This is a genomic window from Mesorhizobium sp. B2-3-14 (assembly GCF_006442175.1).
Lineage (GTDB): Bacteria > Pseudomonadota > Alphaproteobacteria > Rhizobiales > Rhizobiaceae > Mesorhizobium > Mesorhizobium australicum.
The window spans coordinates 36,032-52,601 of sequence record NZ_VFVP01000010.1 but is presented as its reverse complement, the minus strand read 5'-3'; the positions used below and the strand labels follow the sequence as shown (position 1 = coordinate 52,601).

17 protein-coding genes are annotated in these 16,570 nt (G+C 61.6%); 12 read left to right on the top strand and 5 right to left on the bottom strand.

From position 1 onward, the window contains the following. Positions 1-129: 129 nt before the first annotated feature. Both FJ950_RS29700 and FJ950_RS22905 read right to left on the bottom strand, forming a co-directional pair. Complete coding sequence (locus tag FJ950_RS29700; protein WP_210242365.1) at positions 130-594, bottom strand: KTSC domain-containing protein; 465 nt, start codon at positions 592-594, stop codon at positions 130-132. Positions 595-1,000: 406 nt separating this feature from the next. Beyond that, positions 1,001-1,573, bottom strand: coding sequence for a recombinase family protein (locus tag FJ950_RS22905; RefSeq protein ID WP_140618812.1), 573 nt, complete (start codon positions 1,571-1,573; stop codon positions 1,001-1,003). 177 nt (positions 1,574-1,750) lie between these two features. Between FJ950_RS22905 and FJ950_RS22900 the strand changes: the two genes are divergently transcribed. The 3 genes from FJ950_RS22900 to FJ950_RS22890 are packed head-to-tail and all read left to right on the top strand — an operon-like array spanning position 1,751 to position 3,797. Continuing rightward, on the top strand, positions 1,751-2,377 hold the full coding sequence (locus FJ950_RS22900; protein WP_140618810.1) for a hypothetical protein: 627 nt from the start codon (positions 1,751-1,753) through the stop codon (positions 2,375-2,377). A gap of 26 nt (positions 2,378-2,403) precedes the next feature. After that, the gene (locus FJ950_RS22895) at positions 2,404-2,760 is read left to right on the top strand and encodes a hypothetical protein (RefSeq protein WP_140618808.1); all 357 of its coding nucleotides are present in this window, start codon (positions 2,404-2,406) and stop codon (positions 2,758-2,760) included. Then, entirely contained in the window at positions 2,757-3,797 is a 1,041-nt protein-coding gene (locus tag FJ950_RS22890; protein WP_140618806.1) for an LPO_1073/Vpar_1526 family protein, read from the top strand. Before FJ950_RS22895 ends, FJ950_RS22890 begins: the two co-directional genes overlap by 4 nt. Positions 3,798-4,291: 494 nt before the next feature. On the opposite strand, the gene FJ950_RS22885 is transcribed toward FJ950_RS22890, so the two are convergent. After that, complete coding sequence (locus FJ950_RS22885) at positions 4,292-4,627, bottom strand: tyrosine-type recombinase/integrase (protein WP_140618804.1); 336 nt, start codon at positions 4,625-4,627, stop codon at positions 4,292-4,294. Positions 4,628-4,968: 341 nt separating this feature from the next. Here FJ950_RS22885 and FJ950_RS22880 point away from each other — a divergent pair, with 341 nt between their 5' ends. Beyond that, the gene (locus FJ950_RS22880) at positions 4,969-5,271 is read left to right on the top strand and encodes a DUF982 domain-containing protein (RefSeq protein WP_140618802.1); all 303 of its coding nucleotides are present in this window, start codon (positions 4,969-4,971) and stop codon (positions 5,269-5,271) included. Between the two features lie 105 nt (positions 5,272-5,376). Here the strand turns inward: FJ950_RS22880 and FJ950_RS22875 are convergent, their stop codons facing one another. After that, complete coding sequence (locus tag FJ950_RS22875; RefSeq protein ID WP_015315763.1) at positions 5,377-5,613, bottom strand: hypothetical protein; 237 nt, start codon at positions 5,611-5,613, stop codon at positions 5,377-5,379. Between the two features lie 219 nt (positions 5,614-5,832). Here FJ950_RS22875 and FJ950_RS22870 point away from each other — a divergent pair, with 219 nt between their 5' ends. From FJ950_RS22870 to FJ950_RS22835, 8 genes are all read left to right on the top strand, one after another. After that, a complete protein-coding gene (locus tag FJ950_RS22870; RefSeq protein WP_140618800.1) occupies positions 5,833-6,552 on the top strand; it encodes a Crp/Fnr family transcriptional regulator in 720 nt (239 codons plus the stop codon). Positions 6,553-6,920: 368 nt separating this feature from the next. After that, positions 6,921-7,010 carry a K(+)-transporting ATPase subunit F gene (kdpF, locus tag FJ950_RS22865; protein ID WP_015315765.1) on the top strand — a complete coding sequence of 30 codons (90 nt, stop codon included), beginning with the start codon at positions 6,921-6,923 and terminating at the stop codon, positions 7,008-7,010. 20 nt (positions 7,011-7,030) lie between these two features. Beyond that, positions 7,031-8,734 carry a potassium-transporting ATPase subunit KdpA gene (gene kdpA, locus FJ950_RS22860; RefSeq protein WP_140618798.1) on the top strand — a complete coding sequence of 568 codons (1,704 nt, stop codon included), beginning with the start codon at positions 7,031-7,033 and terminating at the stop codon, positions 8,732-8,734. A 7-nt stretch (positions 8,735-8,741) separates the two neighbouring features. Beyond that, positions 8,742-8,957, top strand: a complete 216-nt coding sequence (locus FJ950_RS22855) for a hypothetical protein (protein WP_015315767.1) — start codon at positions 8,742-8,744, stop codon at positions 8,955-8,957. Then, complete coding sequence (gene kdpB, locus FJ950_RS22850; RefSeq protein WP_140618796.1) at positions 8,954-11,047, top strand: potassium-transporting ATPase subunit KdpB; 2,094 nt, start codon at positions 8,954-8,956, stop codon at positions 11,045-11,047. The genes FJ950_RS22855 and kdpB overlap by 4 nt, the downstream gene beginning before the upstream one ends. An 11-nt stretch (positions 11,048-11,058) precedes the next feature. Continuing rightward, on the top strand, positions 11,059-11,622 hold the full coding sequence (gene kdpC / locus FJ950_RS22845) for a potassium-transporting ATPase subunit KdpC (protein WP_140618794.1): 564 nt from the start codon (positions 11,059-11,061) through the stop codon (positions 11,620-11,622). Between the two features lie 57 nt (positions 11,623-11,679). Next, positions 11,680-14,415 (top strand): sensor histidine kinase KdpD, encoded by a 2,736-nt coding sequence (locus FJ950_RS22840; RefSeq protein WP_140618792.1) that lies wholly within the window; start codon positions 11,680-11,682, stop codon positions 14,413-14,415. Continuing rightward, positions 14,412-15,101: a response regulator transcription factor gene (locus tag FJ950_RS22835; protein WP_140618791.1), complete on the top strand. Its 690-nt coding sequence runs from the start codon at positions 14,412-14,414 to the stop codon at positions 15,099-15,101. The genes FJ950_RS22840 and FJ950_RS22835 overlap by 4 nt, the downstream gene beginning before the upstream one ends. Before the next feature lie 24 nt (positions 15,102-15,125). On the opposite strand, the gene FJ950_RS22830 is transcribed toward FJ950_RS22835, so the two are convergent. Further along, on the bottom strand, positions 15,126-16,562 hold the full coding sequence (locus FJ950_RS22830) for an MFS transporter (protein ID WP_140618789.1): 1,437 nt from the start codon (positions 16,560-16,562) through the stop codon (positions 15,126-15,128). Between the last annotated feature and the right edge of the window lie 8 nt (positions 16,563-16,570).

Genomic DNA, 16,570 nt, shown 5'->3' with positions numbered 1-16,570 from the left:
CAAAAATTGGGAACATGCCATGGGCGCGGGGAGGTAAGAAGAGGTGCCAATCAAATACAGGGTAACAACAAGAAGCCGTCTCAACTCCGACGGCGTGCATGGAACATGGATGCTGTTGTTCTCGCCCTGCTACAAGCATTTGCGTGGGCTTGGTATTTCAAAGTGCCCGAATGGTGGGCTCTCGCTTTGATCGCCATTACCACCGTTACGTTTCTCGGCGGCTTTGTGCTCGTCCTCGTTGGCCGGGAATACGACAGCATCGTTGACGAAACCAGCACTACAGGCGATCCCAAATGGCGGCTTGGCGAGCGCTAGGGGATTAGAATTCCGGAACTGGCTTATCCCTGCAACCGAACTTGCCGCGCCCGTCGCCGCGTCCTTGATGTTCTTGTTGTAGAAAGCGCCCTTTGACCCGGCTGCCAACAGGGCAGACACCGTGCCTTGGTCTATCTCGCAGTAATGGTACCAGACCTGCTTTAGCCGGATGAGCATATAGGAATGCTCAGCGTTGTAGCAGACGCGCTTGACCACGCTACCGTCTAGCTCCGCTGTGCAATCGAAGTTGGCGAGGTCAACGGGACCGCGATATTTCACCTCAACTGTCTCCGCGTATCGGGGCCTCGCTGACACCAAGAGCAACAGAGCCCAGCAGGAAAGCAACCGACCTTGTTTCAGCAGAGCCACCATATCACTCGCTCCCCGGATGATGCGCCAACAGCCTACGACGCAAGAGCATCTAAAAACGCAACATCAACGCCCTGATGATACGTTGCGCCTCGAAAGGAGCGCACCGGACATGAGCGATTTGGAAGTGTCAATTTGGTTCGCCAAGGTAAAGGCCAATGGCCCCCTTGCTGTGGTCGGCACACTGTTGGCCATATTCGCTCTCGCGGTCCTAGTTCTATTTTGCGGAGCTGGTAGCTTCTTGGTGGGGCTGCCAAGCGTCTCACCTCACGCAGCCCCCAAGCACAAACTTACGGACCAAAGCGGAGCCCAGCCCCTAAGCTTCTGCGTTCTCTGCAAGAATTCGGAAGACGGACGCCCTGCTAATCCCCAAGGCCTGCACGATGTCGTTGACAGACTTGCGCTCTGTACGGAGCCGAAGCACCTCGCCGGCCTGCCGCCGGGCTGTAGGCTGCCTTCCAGCATACTTTCCCTCCGCCTTCGCCTTCGCTATCCCCTCGCGTTGCCGCTCAAGCATTAGCCCCCGTTCGAACTCCGCGATTGAACCCAGTAGGTTCAACATCAGCTTTCCTGTGGGCGTGGCCGTGTCGAGGTTCATTGCCAGGATGCGAAGACCTGCCCCCTTTGCCTTCAAGGCTGCCGTGATCGACACGAGGTCGGCAACGGAGCGTGCTAGCCGATCCAACTTCGTGACAACCAATGTGTCGCCTTCACGCACCCATTCAAGCACGGCGGCAAGCTGAGGCCGATTGGTGGCAACAGAGGAAATCTCTTCGCGAAACACCTTTGTGCATCCCGCTAGCTCAAGGTCGCGAAGCTGGGCATCAAGCCCTGCCTTTTGGTCAGTGGTGGAAGTGCGAGCGTAGCCGACTAGTGCGGTTGTGGTCATGACATAGGGTTCTCCATTGGATTAATTTGATACCACTATGTGAGACTGGCAGTCGAAATGTCAAGAAACCATTCATGTGAGACCGCTTGGACGACCTTTTGCGAGACTCACACGGGCTTGCTCTAGTGAGACAAACTGAACTCGTGATAGAAACTCCTCGATGAGGAGGGGTGGGGGATGTCATCAGCGAATATTGGCGACATGGCAACTTGGGCGGCGGCATTGGTCGCCCTGTTGGCGTTGCTAGTTGCAATTGTCGAACGACGTGGGGCAGATCGCGCCAACTTGGAGAACCGCGAACTCGCTCGACAGAACGCCGACTTGCTCAAACAACAACATCGGCTGGAGCAGCGAGCCTGGACGGATACGCATTTCGATGCTGTTCGTGACTGGGCCCAGCAAGTTTGCTTCACTGTTGCCGAGGCAATGCATATTCAGGAGGGACAGCGGGCTGCTGTGCTAAGCAAGCTGAGCGCCTTGATCGACATTGGGCGGTGGTATTTTCCCAACCAGTGGTCCGAGAAGTACGGAATTGACAAAGAGCCTGCGTACCGGGGGCTTAGACAGCCTGTATTGGATTGCTTGGTTGCCGTTTACGATTCTCTGTCAGACGGAACGCCTAGTTCTGAACTTAGATCGCGGCTGGAAGCTTGCCAACGACATTTCGTCAGCCAGATTCAGCTAGTCATCGATCCGCGTCGTCGCGAGAAGCAAGTCGCTCGTATCCTTAACGATTGGGAACAATCAGAGCGGCTCCGCGATCTACCAGATGGCGATGAAAATGCAGGGGCTAAGCCGAATTAGCAAAAGGGGCAGGAAAACAATAGTCGTTGAACAGTGAGCGCGAAGCCCGCAAAACGGCGCCGGCAGGGGGACAGGGCGGAAAGCTTGCCGCCGCGCTCACGATATGGCGTCTCAAATGTGTGACCCAAAAATTTCACTGGAATGACATCTCTAAGGATTTCAATTTTGCCGGATACGCCGTAGTGATTCCCATAAAGAGGAGTTACCTTATGACAACTTCTGACTGGATAGGCATTGCGGCAATCATAGTTGCTATCCTACTTGCAGTAATTGGCTGGGTGTTCGTCACCGGAAAACGAAAAAACTCACCTGACCAAAATCAAAATGTTGGCAAGGGAGGCACCGGAATTCAGTCGGGACGGGACACTAATTTACGCCGATGAGTAAACAATCCCAGCATGTCGCAGAAGGCGGCGTAGCAATACAATCTCAAGGCGATGTGACATTGGGCCTGACTCCCGACCAGATGGTCGAAATCATGACCAAGCTGATGCATAACCAAATCCAGTTTCAACAGGAAGCGCAGGCGACCGCCGATAAGCGGATGAAAGACCTTTGCGACGAGTTGTTGCATGTATTTGTTGATACCAACCGAGCTAACTCGGAAGCCCTACGGGAACCAGATTTCCAGTATATGCTTGGTGAGGCACAAGACGCCTTTGCACGAAGCGGAAGCCCCGCCGTAAAAGAGACGCTGGTCGATATCATCGCTAGGCGCTCCCAGGCCAAGGAGCACTCCCGAGAGGCTCTCACGCTTAACGAGGCGGCTGCTCGCGCACCGCGCTTAACAGTCAATGAGTTTGCTGCACTCTCACTTTGTTACGTGGTACGGCATACCGTCACACATTCGGTTAATTCTGTTGAAGCGTTCAGAGATTACATTAATCAAAAGCTGATTCCATTGGCTACCGACGTATCTCTGGAGCAGTCATCTTATTGGCATATAGTTGCTCAGTCGTGCGGCATCATTTCAATGGGTGAATTTAAGCTGCGTGACGCACTCGTAATGAGCTATGGCGGTTTGATCGGAATGGGAAACTCACTCGATGCATACAGGGCTAGCGTTGCGCCAGAGAAGGCGGAAAGCGTCGATAATTTATTGGTCGCCTGTGTCAGGAACCCGGGGATGGTCCAGCCAAACGCTACAAATGTAACTGTCTTCACGACACGGGGTTTAGCCCAGTTCGCCAAAGCGGAGCTTGAAGCCATCTGGGGAGTATACGCGGCGTCGATCCCCCAAAGAGATGGGTTGATCGAGATGCTGACGCCAGAGTCGCCGGAGATTGGCATGCTGTTCAACAAATGGGATGATTCCCCAATTAAGCACTTGGACTTGAACAGCGTTGGGATCGCCATTGGTCACGCAAATGCGGTTCGCGTTACGAATTTCGATGCACCGCTCAACGTCTGGATAAAGTAGCAACGCTGTGGAGAACTGCCCGCAGGAAGGCCTCAACATCCACCGCCAACGGCTATCCCAGTAGTCAGCTCAACTTCGACGCAAACGCTGGGGCAGCGCACCTGCCCAGCGCGTCGTCCACCTTGCCAGCCATACCGTTGCAATGTGCCTTGGGGCGATGAGCCGAGACGAACTCGTGCGGGTGGACATGCGGGGCAGGCTATGGGCCACAATTTTCCGCAACTTAGGTCAACCTTTAACGCCGCCTGGACCCAGCTAGCGGAAGCTTAACGGCCTCCACAAGCGCCCTTTTCGCCTTCTCCGGGTCCTGCCCAGCGTAGCCCGTGCTGGCTGAGGGCTCTTGGCCCGTTCGCTATCCGTGTGCCCCACCACCCATGTGATGGTCCACATCGAAGCCTTCCGCCCCCGCAAGCTTGGCATCACGCGCCTTGCGGATGAACCATCGGCGGAACGAGTGGAAATCCACATTGCTCTTGGCTTTCTCGTTTGGCCGCTCATCCACCCCCGCCTTGCGACGATACCGGGGAACTGCTTTGCAGCGGGTCGGAACGCGTCTCGCGTGACTTCGGGATAGGCGGCAGATCGTCAAACAAATATTCGCTGTCCTTCTTGCCTTCCGTGCGGCGCTTGACGATCTCTTCAAGCCCGCTGTGGATTGGGACCGTGCGGCGGGCGTTATCGGTCTTCCCTGCCCACACGCTGAACATCTCATCTCGGTAATCAGAAACGTGGAGTTGACAAATCTCCTCGATACGCATTCCGCTCAGCGCTCCGATAGGCACCAGGTCATTGAGCAGCGGACCGGCATCACCCGCCAGCAAGGTTGCCACTTCGCTATCCGCAAAGGGCCGCTTACCTTTGTCTGGTTCCGCTTCACGCCGTTGTCCCGCTCTCTCCGCCAGCTTCCCTTTTCAGCAGGAGCTTCTGGGTACAGCCTGGCATATTGCATCTCGATCATCGAACCTTAATCCGTCTTCTCGCCGGTCCGACCGAGCAGCAGCCATGGCCGGTGGATCAGGATGCAAGATTTTCGGCGCACTCAGGCGTGCGTTCCGCAAACGGTCCTGTTTGCTCCGGAACCTCCCGGCTCGCGATGCGTTACCCGGCGTCTCATCATAGATCCCCGCCAGGATTTTCTCCGAGAACCCGCGTCCAATCAGGAGCCCGCTTCATGCATGACAAGTTGTTTCATCCGCCCGTCGCACTGACCGTCGGTCTCGGCTTCAGGCGCGAAATCGCCTCGCTGGCCGAAATGCACGATTTCCTGACCAACTGGACGACCTCTCGCCGTGGTCCGCTTTATCGCAATGCCGTCGAGGCGTGCGGCCTGGCCCTGGAAGGCTGCATCACGAGGGACGAAGCGCGCCACGCGTTTGTTGAATTCGCGGAGGCCACCGGTATTCTCTGGCCCGAGATCGAGCCTGTCATCGTGGCGCGGGCCGTCGCACGCGGCCATGGCGGCTACGCCGCCTGATCGTTGGAGCTGTCATTGCGATGGCCAGTTCGTACGGCCGTCCCCGAAAGCCCGGCTTGGCCCTCCGAGCCGGGCTTTCCATTCCATCTTGCGGAGGGGCCGCGGTCAATCGCACCAACTCGATGAGATGACGAGCGATGCTTCGAAGACATGGCGCCCGCTCTCGTCGCGCACCTTCACGGTGATGGCCGTTCGGTCGTTTTCGATCATCTCGTCGCGAATGATGTCGGGCAGGATAAGGATTGCCTCGCGCCGCAGACGCTCGCGCGTATCGAACACCTGACCATGGTCATCCACCGTCAGGCCATCGCCATTGTAAAGGTCGAGAAAGTATCTGGGCATGATGCGGCCGGATCCCGAGCTGATGAAATTTCCAAAAGAGACTTGAGCGACAATTCGCGGGCTAAGCCGTTGTTCCATCAGAGATGATCTTCGTTGGCGAATAAGCGCCTTCTAACAAATGTTAATGCCCGCCGGCGCCCGACGACCTAGTGCTTCGGTAGCCGCCCCTTGCTTTCGACAGTTGGCGATCGGCTCTGAGCCCTTTCGCTGGAGATAGCGGTGCTGGAATCCCTGTATCTGAATCTCGCCCAGCACGACGCGCTTTCCGATGCCGAAAAGGCGCTGCTGGCAGAGGCCATGACTTTCGAGCGGCATTTCGCGGTCGGCCAGGATATCGTCGCATCGGGCGCGCGGCCGACCTATTCGACCCTGGTCCTCGACGGTTTGGCAGCGCGCTACAAGGTGCTCGAGAACGGCGGCCGGCAGTTCACCTCGCTGCAGGTGCCTGGCGATTTCGTCGATCTCCACGCCTTCCTCCTGAAGACGATGGATCACGGCATCGTTGCCATGTCGCCCTGTCATGTGATGTTCGCCGATCACAGCCGGCTTCGCGCCATCACCGAGGAAGCGCCGCATCTGACGCGGCTGCTGTGGCTGGACACGCTGGTCGACGGCGCCATCCATCGCGAGTGGATCGTGGCGATGGGCCGCCGCTCCAAGACCTCACACCTGGCCCATCTCCTCTGTGAGCTTTTCGTACGGCTGCAGGTGGTGCAGCGCACCAACGGCATGAGCTTTCACCTGCCGCTCTCACAGGCCGAGCTGGCCGATGTGCTCGGTCTTTCCGTCGTACACATGAACCGCGTCATCGGCGCCTTGCGCAAAGTCGGCGTCGTCAATTGGGCAAATCACACGGTGACAATCCTGGATTGGCACAGGCTCCAGGAAATCGCCGAGTTCGATCCGACCTATCTCAGCCTGACGCGGGAGCCGCGGTAGAGCGTTCCCAGCAAGGCCGCAAAGCGCGGCGGCATATCCTTCCCGGCAATCCGCGTCGACAAGCTGCTCTTCGACGGCGAGCCGCGCCGGAAACCTTTATAGAATTCCTATTTCTTTCCCATCCGCCCCGTCTCGAACCTTTATGGCGATCGGGTCCATATTCACGTCGAGCAAAGCCGTCGACGCCGCCTAGTGCGGCGCGCCGTCTCACAGTATTTACGCCCTGTCTTTGGCAGGAGACAAGTAAAAAATTGGAAGCAAGGAAAACAGAATGGACATCATTGTTCTTGGGGTCGGGGCTTTGTTCTTCGGTCTGTCCATCGTCTACGTCAAAGCTTGCGACAGGATCTAGGCTGAAGGATCGAACCATGCTTGTCGATTACATCCTCGGCGGTGGCGTGACCTTGTTCCTGCTCGCCTATCTGACATACGCCCTCATTCGTCCAGAACGCTTCTGAAGGCACGGAAAGCCACAGCCATGACACTGAACGGATGGATACAGATCCTCCTCTATTGCGGGATCCTCGTTTTGCTGGTGAAGCCGCTTGGCTTCTACATGCACCGCGTCTTCAATGGCGATCGCACGCCGCTTTCACCGATCCTCGGCCCGCTCGAGCGCGGGCTCTACCGCATTTGCGGAACCAGCGAGCGCGAGGAGCAGCACTGGACCACCTATGCGGTGGCTCTCCTGCTGTTCAACCTGGCGGGCTTCCTGGTGCTCTATGTCCTGCAACGCCTGCAAGGCAGTCTGCCCTACAATCCGGTCGGCATGAGCGCGGTCGACCCAGCGCTCGCCTTCAACACCGCCGCCAGCTTCATGACCAACACCAACTGGCAGAACTACGGCGGCGAAAGCACGATGTCCTATCTCGTGCAGATGGCCGGGCTGACGGTCCAGAATTTCGTTTCGGCCGCCACCGGCATCGCCATTGCAATCGCGCTGGTCCGCGGCTTCGCCCGCGCTTCCGGAAGATCGATCGGCAATTTCTGGGTCGATATGACGCGCGCCACGCTCTATGTGCTCTTGCCGCTCTGCGTCGTGCTCACCCTGGTCTATGTCTGGCTCGGCATGCCGCAGACGCTGGGGCCTTACGTCGACGCCACGACGCTTGAGGGCGCCAAGCAGACCATCGCGCTGGGGCCGGTCGCCTCGCAGGTCGCCATCAAGATGCTCGGCACCAATGGCGGCGGTTTCTTCAATGCCAACGCGGCACATCCATTCGAGAATCCCGACGCCGTCTCCAACCTGATCCAGATGCTGTCGATCTTCGTCGTCGGCGCCGCATTGACCAACGTCTTCGGCCGCATGGTCGGCAATCAGCGCCAGGGCTGGGCGATCCTCGCCTCAATGGGCGTGCTGTTCATCGTTGGCGTCGCCGTCTGCTACTGGGCGGAAGCCGCGGGCAATCCGCTGGTGCATGCGCTGGGCATCGACGGCGGCAATATGGAAGGGAAAGAGACCCGCTTCGGCATAGCGCTCTCGGCTTTGTTCGCCGTCATCACCACGGCAGCTTCCTGCGGTGCGGTCAACGCCATGCACGATAGCTTCACCGCGCTCGGTGGCATGATTCCGCTCATCAACATGCAACTCGGCGAGGTCATCGTCGGCGGCGTCGGCGCCGGCTTCTACGGCATGCTGATGTTCATCCTGATCGCCGTCTTCGTCGCCGGCCTGATGGTCGGCCGCACGCCCGAATATCTCGGCAAGAAGATCGAGGCGAAGGAGGTCAAGATGGCGATGCTGGCGATCCTGTGCCTGCCGCTGGCGATGCTGATCTTCACGGCGATCGCGGTGGTGCTGCCGAGCGCGGTGGCGTCGATCGCCAATGGCGGGCCGCACGGCTTCTCCGAGATCCTCTACGCCTACACCTCGGCGGCGGCCAACAACGGTTCGGCTTTCGGCGGCCTCAGCGGCAACACGCCCTGGTACAACATCACGCTCGGCATCGGTATGCTGATGGGCCGCTTCCTGGTCATCATCCCGGCGCTCGCCATCGCCGGCGCGCTGGCGGCGAAGAAGACCGTCCCCGCCTCAGCCGGCACCTTCCCGACCGACGGTCCGCTGTTCGTCGGGCTGCTGGTCGGCGTCATCGTCATCGTCGGCGGCCTGACCTTCTTCCCGGCGCTCGCCGTCGGACCTGTCGTCGAGCACCTGGCGATGATCCATGGACAGACATTCTGAGGCAGACATGTCCTGGTTCAGCAACAAGCGCCGCAATATCAGGCATCGGGCCGATCCGGGGAAGGAGGGGCTGCCGCCTCCCTTCCCGACCATGTCGACGTTTCTTGGGCTTGCCGCCGCCATGATCGCGCTTTGGCTGCTGGCCTACGGGCTTCCTCATCTTTTTTCGGCATCCGACCAGTCGCCGCCGCACACCAACACTGAAGCCGGAGCTTCAAAATGAGTCAGTCAAAGTCAGCCAGCATCATGGATGCCGGCATCCTGTGGCCCGCCATCGGCGGCGCCTTCCGCAAACTCGATCCGCGCACGCTGGCCCGCAACCCGGTGATGTTCGTCGTCGCCGTCGTCTCGGCGCTGACATCGGTGCTGTTCGTCAAGGACCTCGTCACCGGCGGCGGTGATTTGCTGTTCACGCTGCAGATCATCATCTGGCTGTGGTTCACCGTGCTATTCGCCAATTTCGCCGAAGCCGTCGCGGAAGGGCGCGGCAAGGCGCAGGCGGATTCGCTGCGCAAGGCTCGCACCGAAACCCAGGCCAAGCTTTTGACGGGCGTGGACCGCACCAGGTTCAAGCTGGTACCCGGCACCAGCCTGAAGGTCGGCGATATCGTTCTCGTCGAAGCCGGCGACATCATCCCGTCCGATGGCGAGGTGGTGGAAGGCGTCGCCTCAGTCAACGAGGCGGCGATAACGGGCGAATCCGCGCCGGTGATCCGCGAATCCGGCGGCGACCGATCGGCCGTCACCGGCGGCACGCAGGTGCTGTCGGACTGGATCCGCGTGCGCATCACCGCCGCCGCGGGCCACACATTCCTCGACCGCATGATCTCGCTGGTCGAAGGCGCCGAGCGCCAGAAGACGCCCAACGAGATCGCGCTCAACATCCTGCTTGTCGGCATGACGCTGATCTTCGTGCTGGCCACAGCGACCATCCCGAGCTTTGCCCACTACTCGGGTGGCTATATTTCGGTGACTGTGCTCGTCGCGCTGTTCGTGACGCTCATCCCGACCACGATCGGCGCGCTGCTGTCGGCCATCGGCATTGCCGGCATGGACCGGCTGGTGCGCTTCAATGTGCTGGCCATGTCGGGTCGCGCCGTCGAAGCCGCCGGCGACGTCGACACGCTGCTCCTCGACAAGACCGGCACCATCACGCTCGGCAATCGCCAGGCGACGGAATTCCGCCCGGTCAAGGGCGTCAGCGAGCAGGAACTGGCGGACGCGGCACAGCTTGCCTCGCTCGCCGACGAGACGCCTGAAGGCCGCTCGATCGTGGTGCTGGCCAAGGAGAAATATGCCATCCGTGCCCGCGACATGGCGACATTGCATGCTGCTTTCGTGCCCTTCACCGCCCAGACCCGCATGAGTGGCGTCGACATCGACGGTTCGTCGGTACGCAAGGGCGCGGTCGATTCCGTGCTCGCCCATGTCAGCCAGGCGACATCGGCCAGCCGCGCGACGCGTCCGAACAGCGACACGATCAGGGATTTACAGGCGATCGCCGACGAGGTTGCGAAATCCGGCGGCACGCCGCTGGCGGTCGAGCGGGACGGGCGCCTGCTGGGTATCGTGCACCTCAAGGACATCGTCAAAGGCGGCATCCGCGAGCGTTTTGCCGAGCTGCGCAAGATGGGCATCCGCACGGTCATGATCACCGGCGACAACCCGATGACGGCAGCCGCCATCGCGGCCGAAGCCGGCGTCGACGACTTCCTTGCCCAGGCGACACCGGAGGACAAGCTGAAGCTGATCCGCGACGAGCAGGCCAAGGGCAAACTGGTCGCCATGTGCGGCGACGGCACCAACGATGCGCCAGCCCTTGCGCAAGCCGATGTCGGCGTCGCCATGAACACCGGCACGGTCGCTGCTCGCGAGGCCGGCAATATGGTCGACCTCGACAGCGATCCGACCAAGCTCATCGAGATCGTCGAAATCGGCAAGGCGCTGTTGATGACGCGCGGCTCGCTGACCACCTTCTCGATCGCCAATGACGTGGCCAAGTATTTCGCCATCATCCCGGCCATGTTCGCGGTCTTCTACGTCGCGCCCGGCCAGACCACAGGTCCGCTGCAAGCGCTCAACATCATGCATCTGGCGACACCGCAGAGCGCCATCCTGTCGGCCATCATCTTCAACGCGCTGATCATCATCGCGCTGATCCCGCTGTCGCTGCGCGGTGTGAAGTACCGGGCGATCGGCGCGGGTGCGCTGCTCAGCCGCAACCTTCTCGTCTACGGTCTCGGCGGCATCGTCGTGCCGTTCGTCGGCATCAAGACAATCGACATGGCCGTCACCGCCCTTGGCCTTGCATAAGGATCATTCCGATGCTCAAGCAGATCAGACCCGCGATCATCATGATCGTTTTCTTCACCGTGCTGACCGGGCTCGTCTATCCCATCGGCATGACCGGCATCGCCCAGGCGCTGTTCCCGCGCCAGGCCAATGGCAGCCTGATCGAGAGGGGCGGCAAGGTGATCGGCTCCGAACTGATCGGCCAGGCCTTCGCCAGCGACACGTATTTCCACGGACGGCCGTCGGCTGCCGGCAACGGCTACGATGCCAGCGCCTCCGGCGGCTCCAACCTCGGTCCGACCAACCCGAAGCTGATCGAGCGCATCAAGGGCGATGCGGAAAAGCTGAAGTCTGAGAACCCGCACCAGCCGGTTCCGATTGACCTGGTGACGACGTCCGGCAGCGGCCTTGATCCGCAGATCAGTCCCGAGGCCGCTTATTTCCAGGTTCCGCGCGTGGCCAAGGCAAGGCGCATCGACGAGGCCAAGGTCAAGGCGCTCGTCGACGGCCAGGTGGAGGACCGGGAATTGGGCGTGCTCGGCGAGCCGGCGGTTAATGTCCTGGCCCTCAACCTGGCGCTGGATGCCGCGAAGTAGGTGATGTCCGGCGCCAGGGATCGACACGGTCCCCGGCGCCATTCATGATCGGACCCGATGCCGGACGACAGAAGCTACGTCGAAAACAGACCATCTCCCGACGCGCTGCTAGAGCATGCCGAGCGGGAAGGGCGCGGCCGTCTGCGCATATTCCTGGGCGCGGCACCCGGTGTCGGCAAGACTTACGAGATGCTGATGTCGGGTCGTGCCAGGGTGGCCGACGGTGCCGACGCGGTGATCGGCGTGGTCGAGACGCATGGCCGCAAGGAAACACAGGCCCTGGTCGAGGGGTTTGAAGTCATTGCCCGCCGCAGGGTCGACTACAAGGGGCGCGTCCTCGACGAGATGGATATCGATGCCATCCTTGCCCGGCGTCCGGCGCTGGTCCTGGTCGACGAACTCGCCCACACCAACGCGCCCGGCAGCCGCCACCCCAAGCGCTATCTCGATGTCCAGGAAATCCTGGCGCGGGGCATAAACGTCTATACGACGCTGAACATCCAACATGTCGAAAGCCTGAACGACGTCGTCGCCCAGATTACCCGGGTCAGGGTGCGCGAGACGGTTCCAGACTCCATCATCGACCAGGCGGATGATGTCGAGATCATCGATCTGACGCCCGACGACCTGATCAAGCGGCTGGAGGAGGGCAAGGTCTATTTCCCCAATACCGCGCAGCGTGCCGTCGAGAACTATTTTTCGCCGGGCAATCTGACGGCGTTGCGGGAACTGGCGCTGCGCCGAACCGCCCAGCGCGTCGACGAGCAACTGCTCAACCACATGCAGTCCCACGCCATCCAGGGTCCGTGGGCGGCGGGGGAGCGGGTTCTTGTCTGCGTCGATGCCCGTCCGGGCGGGGCAGCCCGCATTCGCTACGCACGCAGGCTGGCTGACAGGCTTCGTGCGCCATGGACGGCGCTTCATGTCGACACGCCCCGCTCCGCCGGCATGTCCGAGGACGACAAGGACAGGCTCGCCACACTGCTGCGCCTCGCCGAGCAGCTCGGTGCCGAGGTGACGACCATCCCGGGCCAGAGCGTCGCGCAGGACATCGTTCGCCATGCGACGGCCAACAATTTCACCCACATCGTGATCGGCAGGCCGACCCGGTCGCGCTGGCGCGAACTGATCGAAGGGTCGCTCACCTATGATCTGATCCGCAACGCCGGCGACATCAGTGTCCATGTCATCTCGGGAACGGAGCGGGACACCGAAACGTCTTCCAGGAGAGTGGACGCGGCAGCCGAGGAAAGGCATTTCCAGGCTAAGCCGTATTTGCTGGCCACGGCTTACGTTGCCGGATCATTGGCCGTCAGCACTGCTCTCGACCAGTTCCTCGACGTTCGCAATCTGGCGATCGTCTTCCTGCTCTCCGTGCTGACATCGGCGGTGGCCGGTGGTCTCTGGCCGGCGCTTTACGCCTGTTTCCTCAGTGTCCTTGCCTTCAACTATTTTTTCCTCGAGCCACGCTACACGCTGACGATCCGCGATCCCGAGAGCATCGTCGCGATTGCCGTCTTCGTCGCCGTTGCGGTCATTGCCAGCAACCTGACGGCGCGCGTGCAGCGTCAGGCCGCCGCCGCCCGCTCGCGGGCGCGGGCAACCGAGGACATCTATCTGTTCTCCAAGAAGCTCGCAGGCGCCGGCACGCTCGACGACGTGCTCTGGGCCACCGCCTTCCAGATCGCCTCGATGCTGAAGCTGCGCGTGGTGCTGCTGCTGCCGGAAGAGGGCACGATCACCGTCAAGGCAGGCTATCCGCCCGACGACACGCTGGCCGAGGCCGACATTGCCGCCGCACGCTGGGCCTGGGAGCACAACCGTGCCGCCGGACGCGGCGCCGATACGCTTCCTGGCGCCAAGCGCCTCTATCTTCCCTTGCGCACGGGACGCACCGCAATCGGCGTCGTCGGCCTCGACAATGACAAGCAGGGCCCGCTTCTGACGCCCGAGCAGCAGCGGCTGCTCGACGCGCTGGCCGATCAGGCGGCGGTGGCGATCGAACGCATCCAGCTCGTCGCCGATGTCGATCGCGCCAAGCTCGCGGCCGAAGCCGACCGGCTGCGCTCGGCGCTGCTGACCTCGATTTCGCATGACCTGAAAACGCCGCTCGCCGCCATCATGGGCGCGGCCGGCACGCTCAAGGAATTCGCGCCCGACCTCCCCGAGCAGGACAGGGCGGAGCTGCTGTCGACCGTGATCGACGAATCGGAGCGGCTGAACCGCTTCATCGCCAACCTGCTCGACATGACCAAGATCGAATCCGGGGCGATGGAGCCGAACTACGCCCTCCATTATGTCGGCGATATCGTCGGCACGGCGCTCGACCGTGCCCGCAAGATCACCAGCGAGCACAAGATCGAGGTCGATATTCCGCCCAACTTGCCGATGCTGCGGCTCGATCCCGTGCTGTTCGAACAGGTCCTGTTCAACCTTCTCGACAATGCCTCGAAATATTCGCCGCCCGGCTCGACGATCCGCATCCAGGCCTGGGCCGATAATGGCTCCGTCATGGTGCGGATCATGGACGAGGGACCGGGCATTCCGGCGCAGGACCTGGAACGTGTCTTCGATACCTTCTACCGGGTGCGCAAGGGCGATCAGGTGCGCGCCGGCACCGGGCTCGGCCTGTCGATCTGCCGTGGCTTCGTCGAGGCGATGGGCGGCACGATCGCGGCCGCCAACCGGACCGACCGCCCCGGTGGCGCCTTCACCATCAGGATGCCGGTGCCGGCGCAGGCGCGCGATATCGGCAACCGCGGCGACGAGCCCGGCATGGATCAGCCTCGATGACCAATTCGAATGTCAGGATACTGGTCGTCGACGACGAGCCGCCGATCCGCAAGCTGCTGCGGGTCGGCCTTGGCAGCCAGGGTTACGCGGTCAGCGAGGCGCCGAACGCCAAGGCGGCGATCGAGCTGATGGAACAGGAGACGCCGGATCTCGTGCTGCTCGATCTCGGCCTGCCCGGCATGGGGGGCCATGAACTCCTGCGCAAATGGCGGGAGGAGGGCGTCGACGTTCCCGTCGTCATCCTTTCCAGCCGTACCGACGAGGCCGGCATCGTCAGCGCGCTCGAACTCGGCGCCGACGACTATGTCACCAAGCCGTTCGGCATGAACGAACTGGTGGCACGCATCCGGGTGGCGCTGCGCCACAAGTTCCAGCAACAGGGTGAGAAGCCGGTATTCCAGAGCGGTGACCTCAGCGTCGATTTGGTCAAGCGCGTCGTCAAGGTCGAGGACAGGGAGGTGAAGCTCTCGCCGAAAGAGTACGACATACTGCGCATCCTGGTGCAGCATGCCGGCAAGGTGCTGACACACCACTTCATGCTGAAGCAGATCTGGGACGATTCGACCGACGTGCAGTACCTCAGGGTCTATGTCCGCCAGCTCAGGCAGAAGATCGAAAAAACCCCCGACCAGCCGCGCTACATCACCACCGAGACCGGTGTCGGCTATCGCCTGCGTGTCGAGTGAAACAGCCTGTCCGATAAACCTGCGTCAGCCGATCGCCTCCAGAGGCCGATTTGCCGCCGCCGATATCCGCAAGGCGGCGAGACAGCCCAGAATGCCGAGCGGCACGAAGGCAAGGAACAGCCAGCTCGCGACATTGGCCGCGGCGTCGTGATTCAGGCCCTGCGAAAAGCCGCTGGCGTTGGCGACGATGCCGGCAATGGCGGCGCCCACTGCATAGCCGATGCGCTGCATCGTCGGCACCGCGGCCGAGGCGATGGTCTGCTCCTCGGCCGGTGCGGAGGCGACGATGACGCGGGTCAGGAACGGCCAGGCAATGCCGAAGCCTCCGCCCTGCAGCAGGGCGCAGACCAGGATCAGCGGGATCGAGCCCAGCGGTATCGTGTAGGCGAAGCCGGCGATGCCCGCCGCGATCATCAGCGCGCCGCAGACGATGATCAGCCTTTCGCGCCGCGGCGGCGCGTTGGCGACGAGAATCGACAGGATCGACCAGGCGATCGATTCGGCGGCGATGATGTAGCCGGTGGTCAGCAGCGGAATGTCGTGCAGGCTGGTCAAGAGCAGCGGCCCGTAGACGCCGAAGGAGCAGGTCGCGATGGAAAAGGCGGCGACCATCGTCATGCCGGCGCCGACCGGAGTGCGCCAGGAGAACAGCCGCGCCGGGAACAGCCTGGAGCGCGGCTTCAGCGCGTCGACGTAGAAAAACAGCGCGAGGCCCGTCAGGCCCAACACGATCAGCAGCGAGGAACGCAACAGGGCGATGTCGACGCCGGCCGAGGCGATCAGCACCACGGCGACGGCAAGACAACCAAGCGCCACGAAAGGGAAGGGCGGCGCCTTGCCGGCACTCGTGCTGGGTTTCTTCGCCTCCGGCGTGTTGAGTACGAGGAAGCTTGCCAGCGCCATGGCGGTGCCGCCGAGTGTGAAGACGCCGAAGGCCCAGCGCCAGGACAGCAATTCGGTCGTAACAGCGCCGAGCAACGGTCCGCTGAACGCGGCGACGCCCCAGATAGCCGACATGATGCCGAAAAGCTGCGGCCAGATGGCACGCGAAAACAGCCGCTCGACCGATACGAAGGCCAGCGACACCAGCGCGCCGCCGCCGAGGCCCTCGATCAAGCGGCCGGCAAGGAACAATTGCATCGAGGGCGAGGTGGCGCAGATCAGCGCGCCGGCGGCATAAAGCAGGGCCGCGACCACCATGTTGGTGCGCAGCGGAACATAACTCACCAGGCGTCCGGCGGCGGCACCGGCGACGATGGCGCCGAGTTCGTAGATCGCCAGGGACCAGCCGACGAGCTGTACGCCGGCCAGTTCGCCGACCATGGCCGGCATGACCGTCGCCACCATCGTCTCATTGGTGGCGTGCAGCAGGATGCCGAGGCTGATGAAGCAGAAGCGGGCGAGGTCGCCGCTTGCCCACAATGCGCGCCAGTCTACCTTGTTGCTGGTGATTTCAGTCATGTTCACCC

Coding starts and splice junctions, on each gene's coding strand:
- FJ950_RS22880 (WP_140618802.1), top strand. CDS start 4,969: ATGCATGACAAGTTGTTTCATCCGCCCGTCGCACTGACCGTCGGTCTC.
- FJ950_RS22830 (WP_140618789.1), bottom strand. CDS start 16,562: ATGACTGAAATCACCAGCAACAAGGTAGACTGGCGCGCATTGTGGGCA.
- kdpA (WP_140618798.1), top strand. CDS start 7,031: ATGACACTGAACGGATGGATACAGATCCTCCTCTATTGCGGGATCCTC.
- FJ950_RS22900 (WP_140618810.1), top strand. CDS start 1,751: ATGTCATCAGCGAATATTGGCGACATGGCAACTTGGGCGGCGGCATTG.
- FJ950_RS22890 (WP_140618806.1), top strand. CDS start 2,757: ATGAGTAAACAATCCCAGCATGTCGCAGAAGGCGGCGTAGCAATACAA.
- kdpB (WP_140618796.1), top strand. CDS start 8,954: ATGAGTCAGTCAAAGTCAGCCAGCATCATGGATGCCGGCATCCTGTGG.
- kdpF (WP_015315765.1), top strand. CDS start 6,921: ATGCTTGTCGATTACATCCTCGGCGGTGGCGTGACCTTGTTCCTGCTC.
- FJ950_RS22875 (WP_015315763.1), bottom strand. CDS start 5,613: ATGCCCAGATACTTTCTCGACCTTTACAATGGCGATGGCCTGACGGTG.
- FJ950_RS22905 (WP_140618812.1), bottom strand. CDS start 1,573: ATGACCACAACCGCACTAGTCGGCTACGCTCGCACTTCCACCACTGAC.
- FJ950_RS22840 (WP_140618792.1), top strand. CDS start 11,680: ATGCCGGACGACAGAAGCTACGTCGAAAACAGACCATCTCCCGACGCG.
- FJ950_RS22835 (WP_140618791.1), top strand. CDS start 14,412: ATGACCAATTCGAATGTCAGGATACTGGTCGTCGACGACGAGCCGCCG.
- FJ950_RS22855 (WP_015315767.1), top strand. CDS start 8,742: ATGTCCTGGTTCAGCAACAAGCGCCGCAATATCAGGCATCGGGCCGAT.
- kdpC (WP_140618794.1), top strand. CDS start 11,059: ATGCTCAAGCAGATCAGACCCGCGATCATCATGATCGTTTTCTTCACC.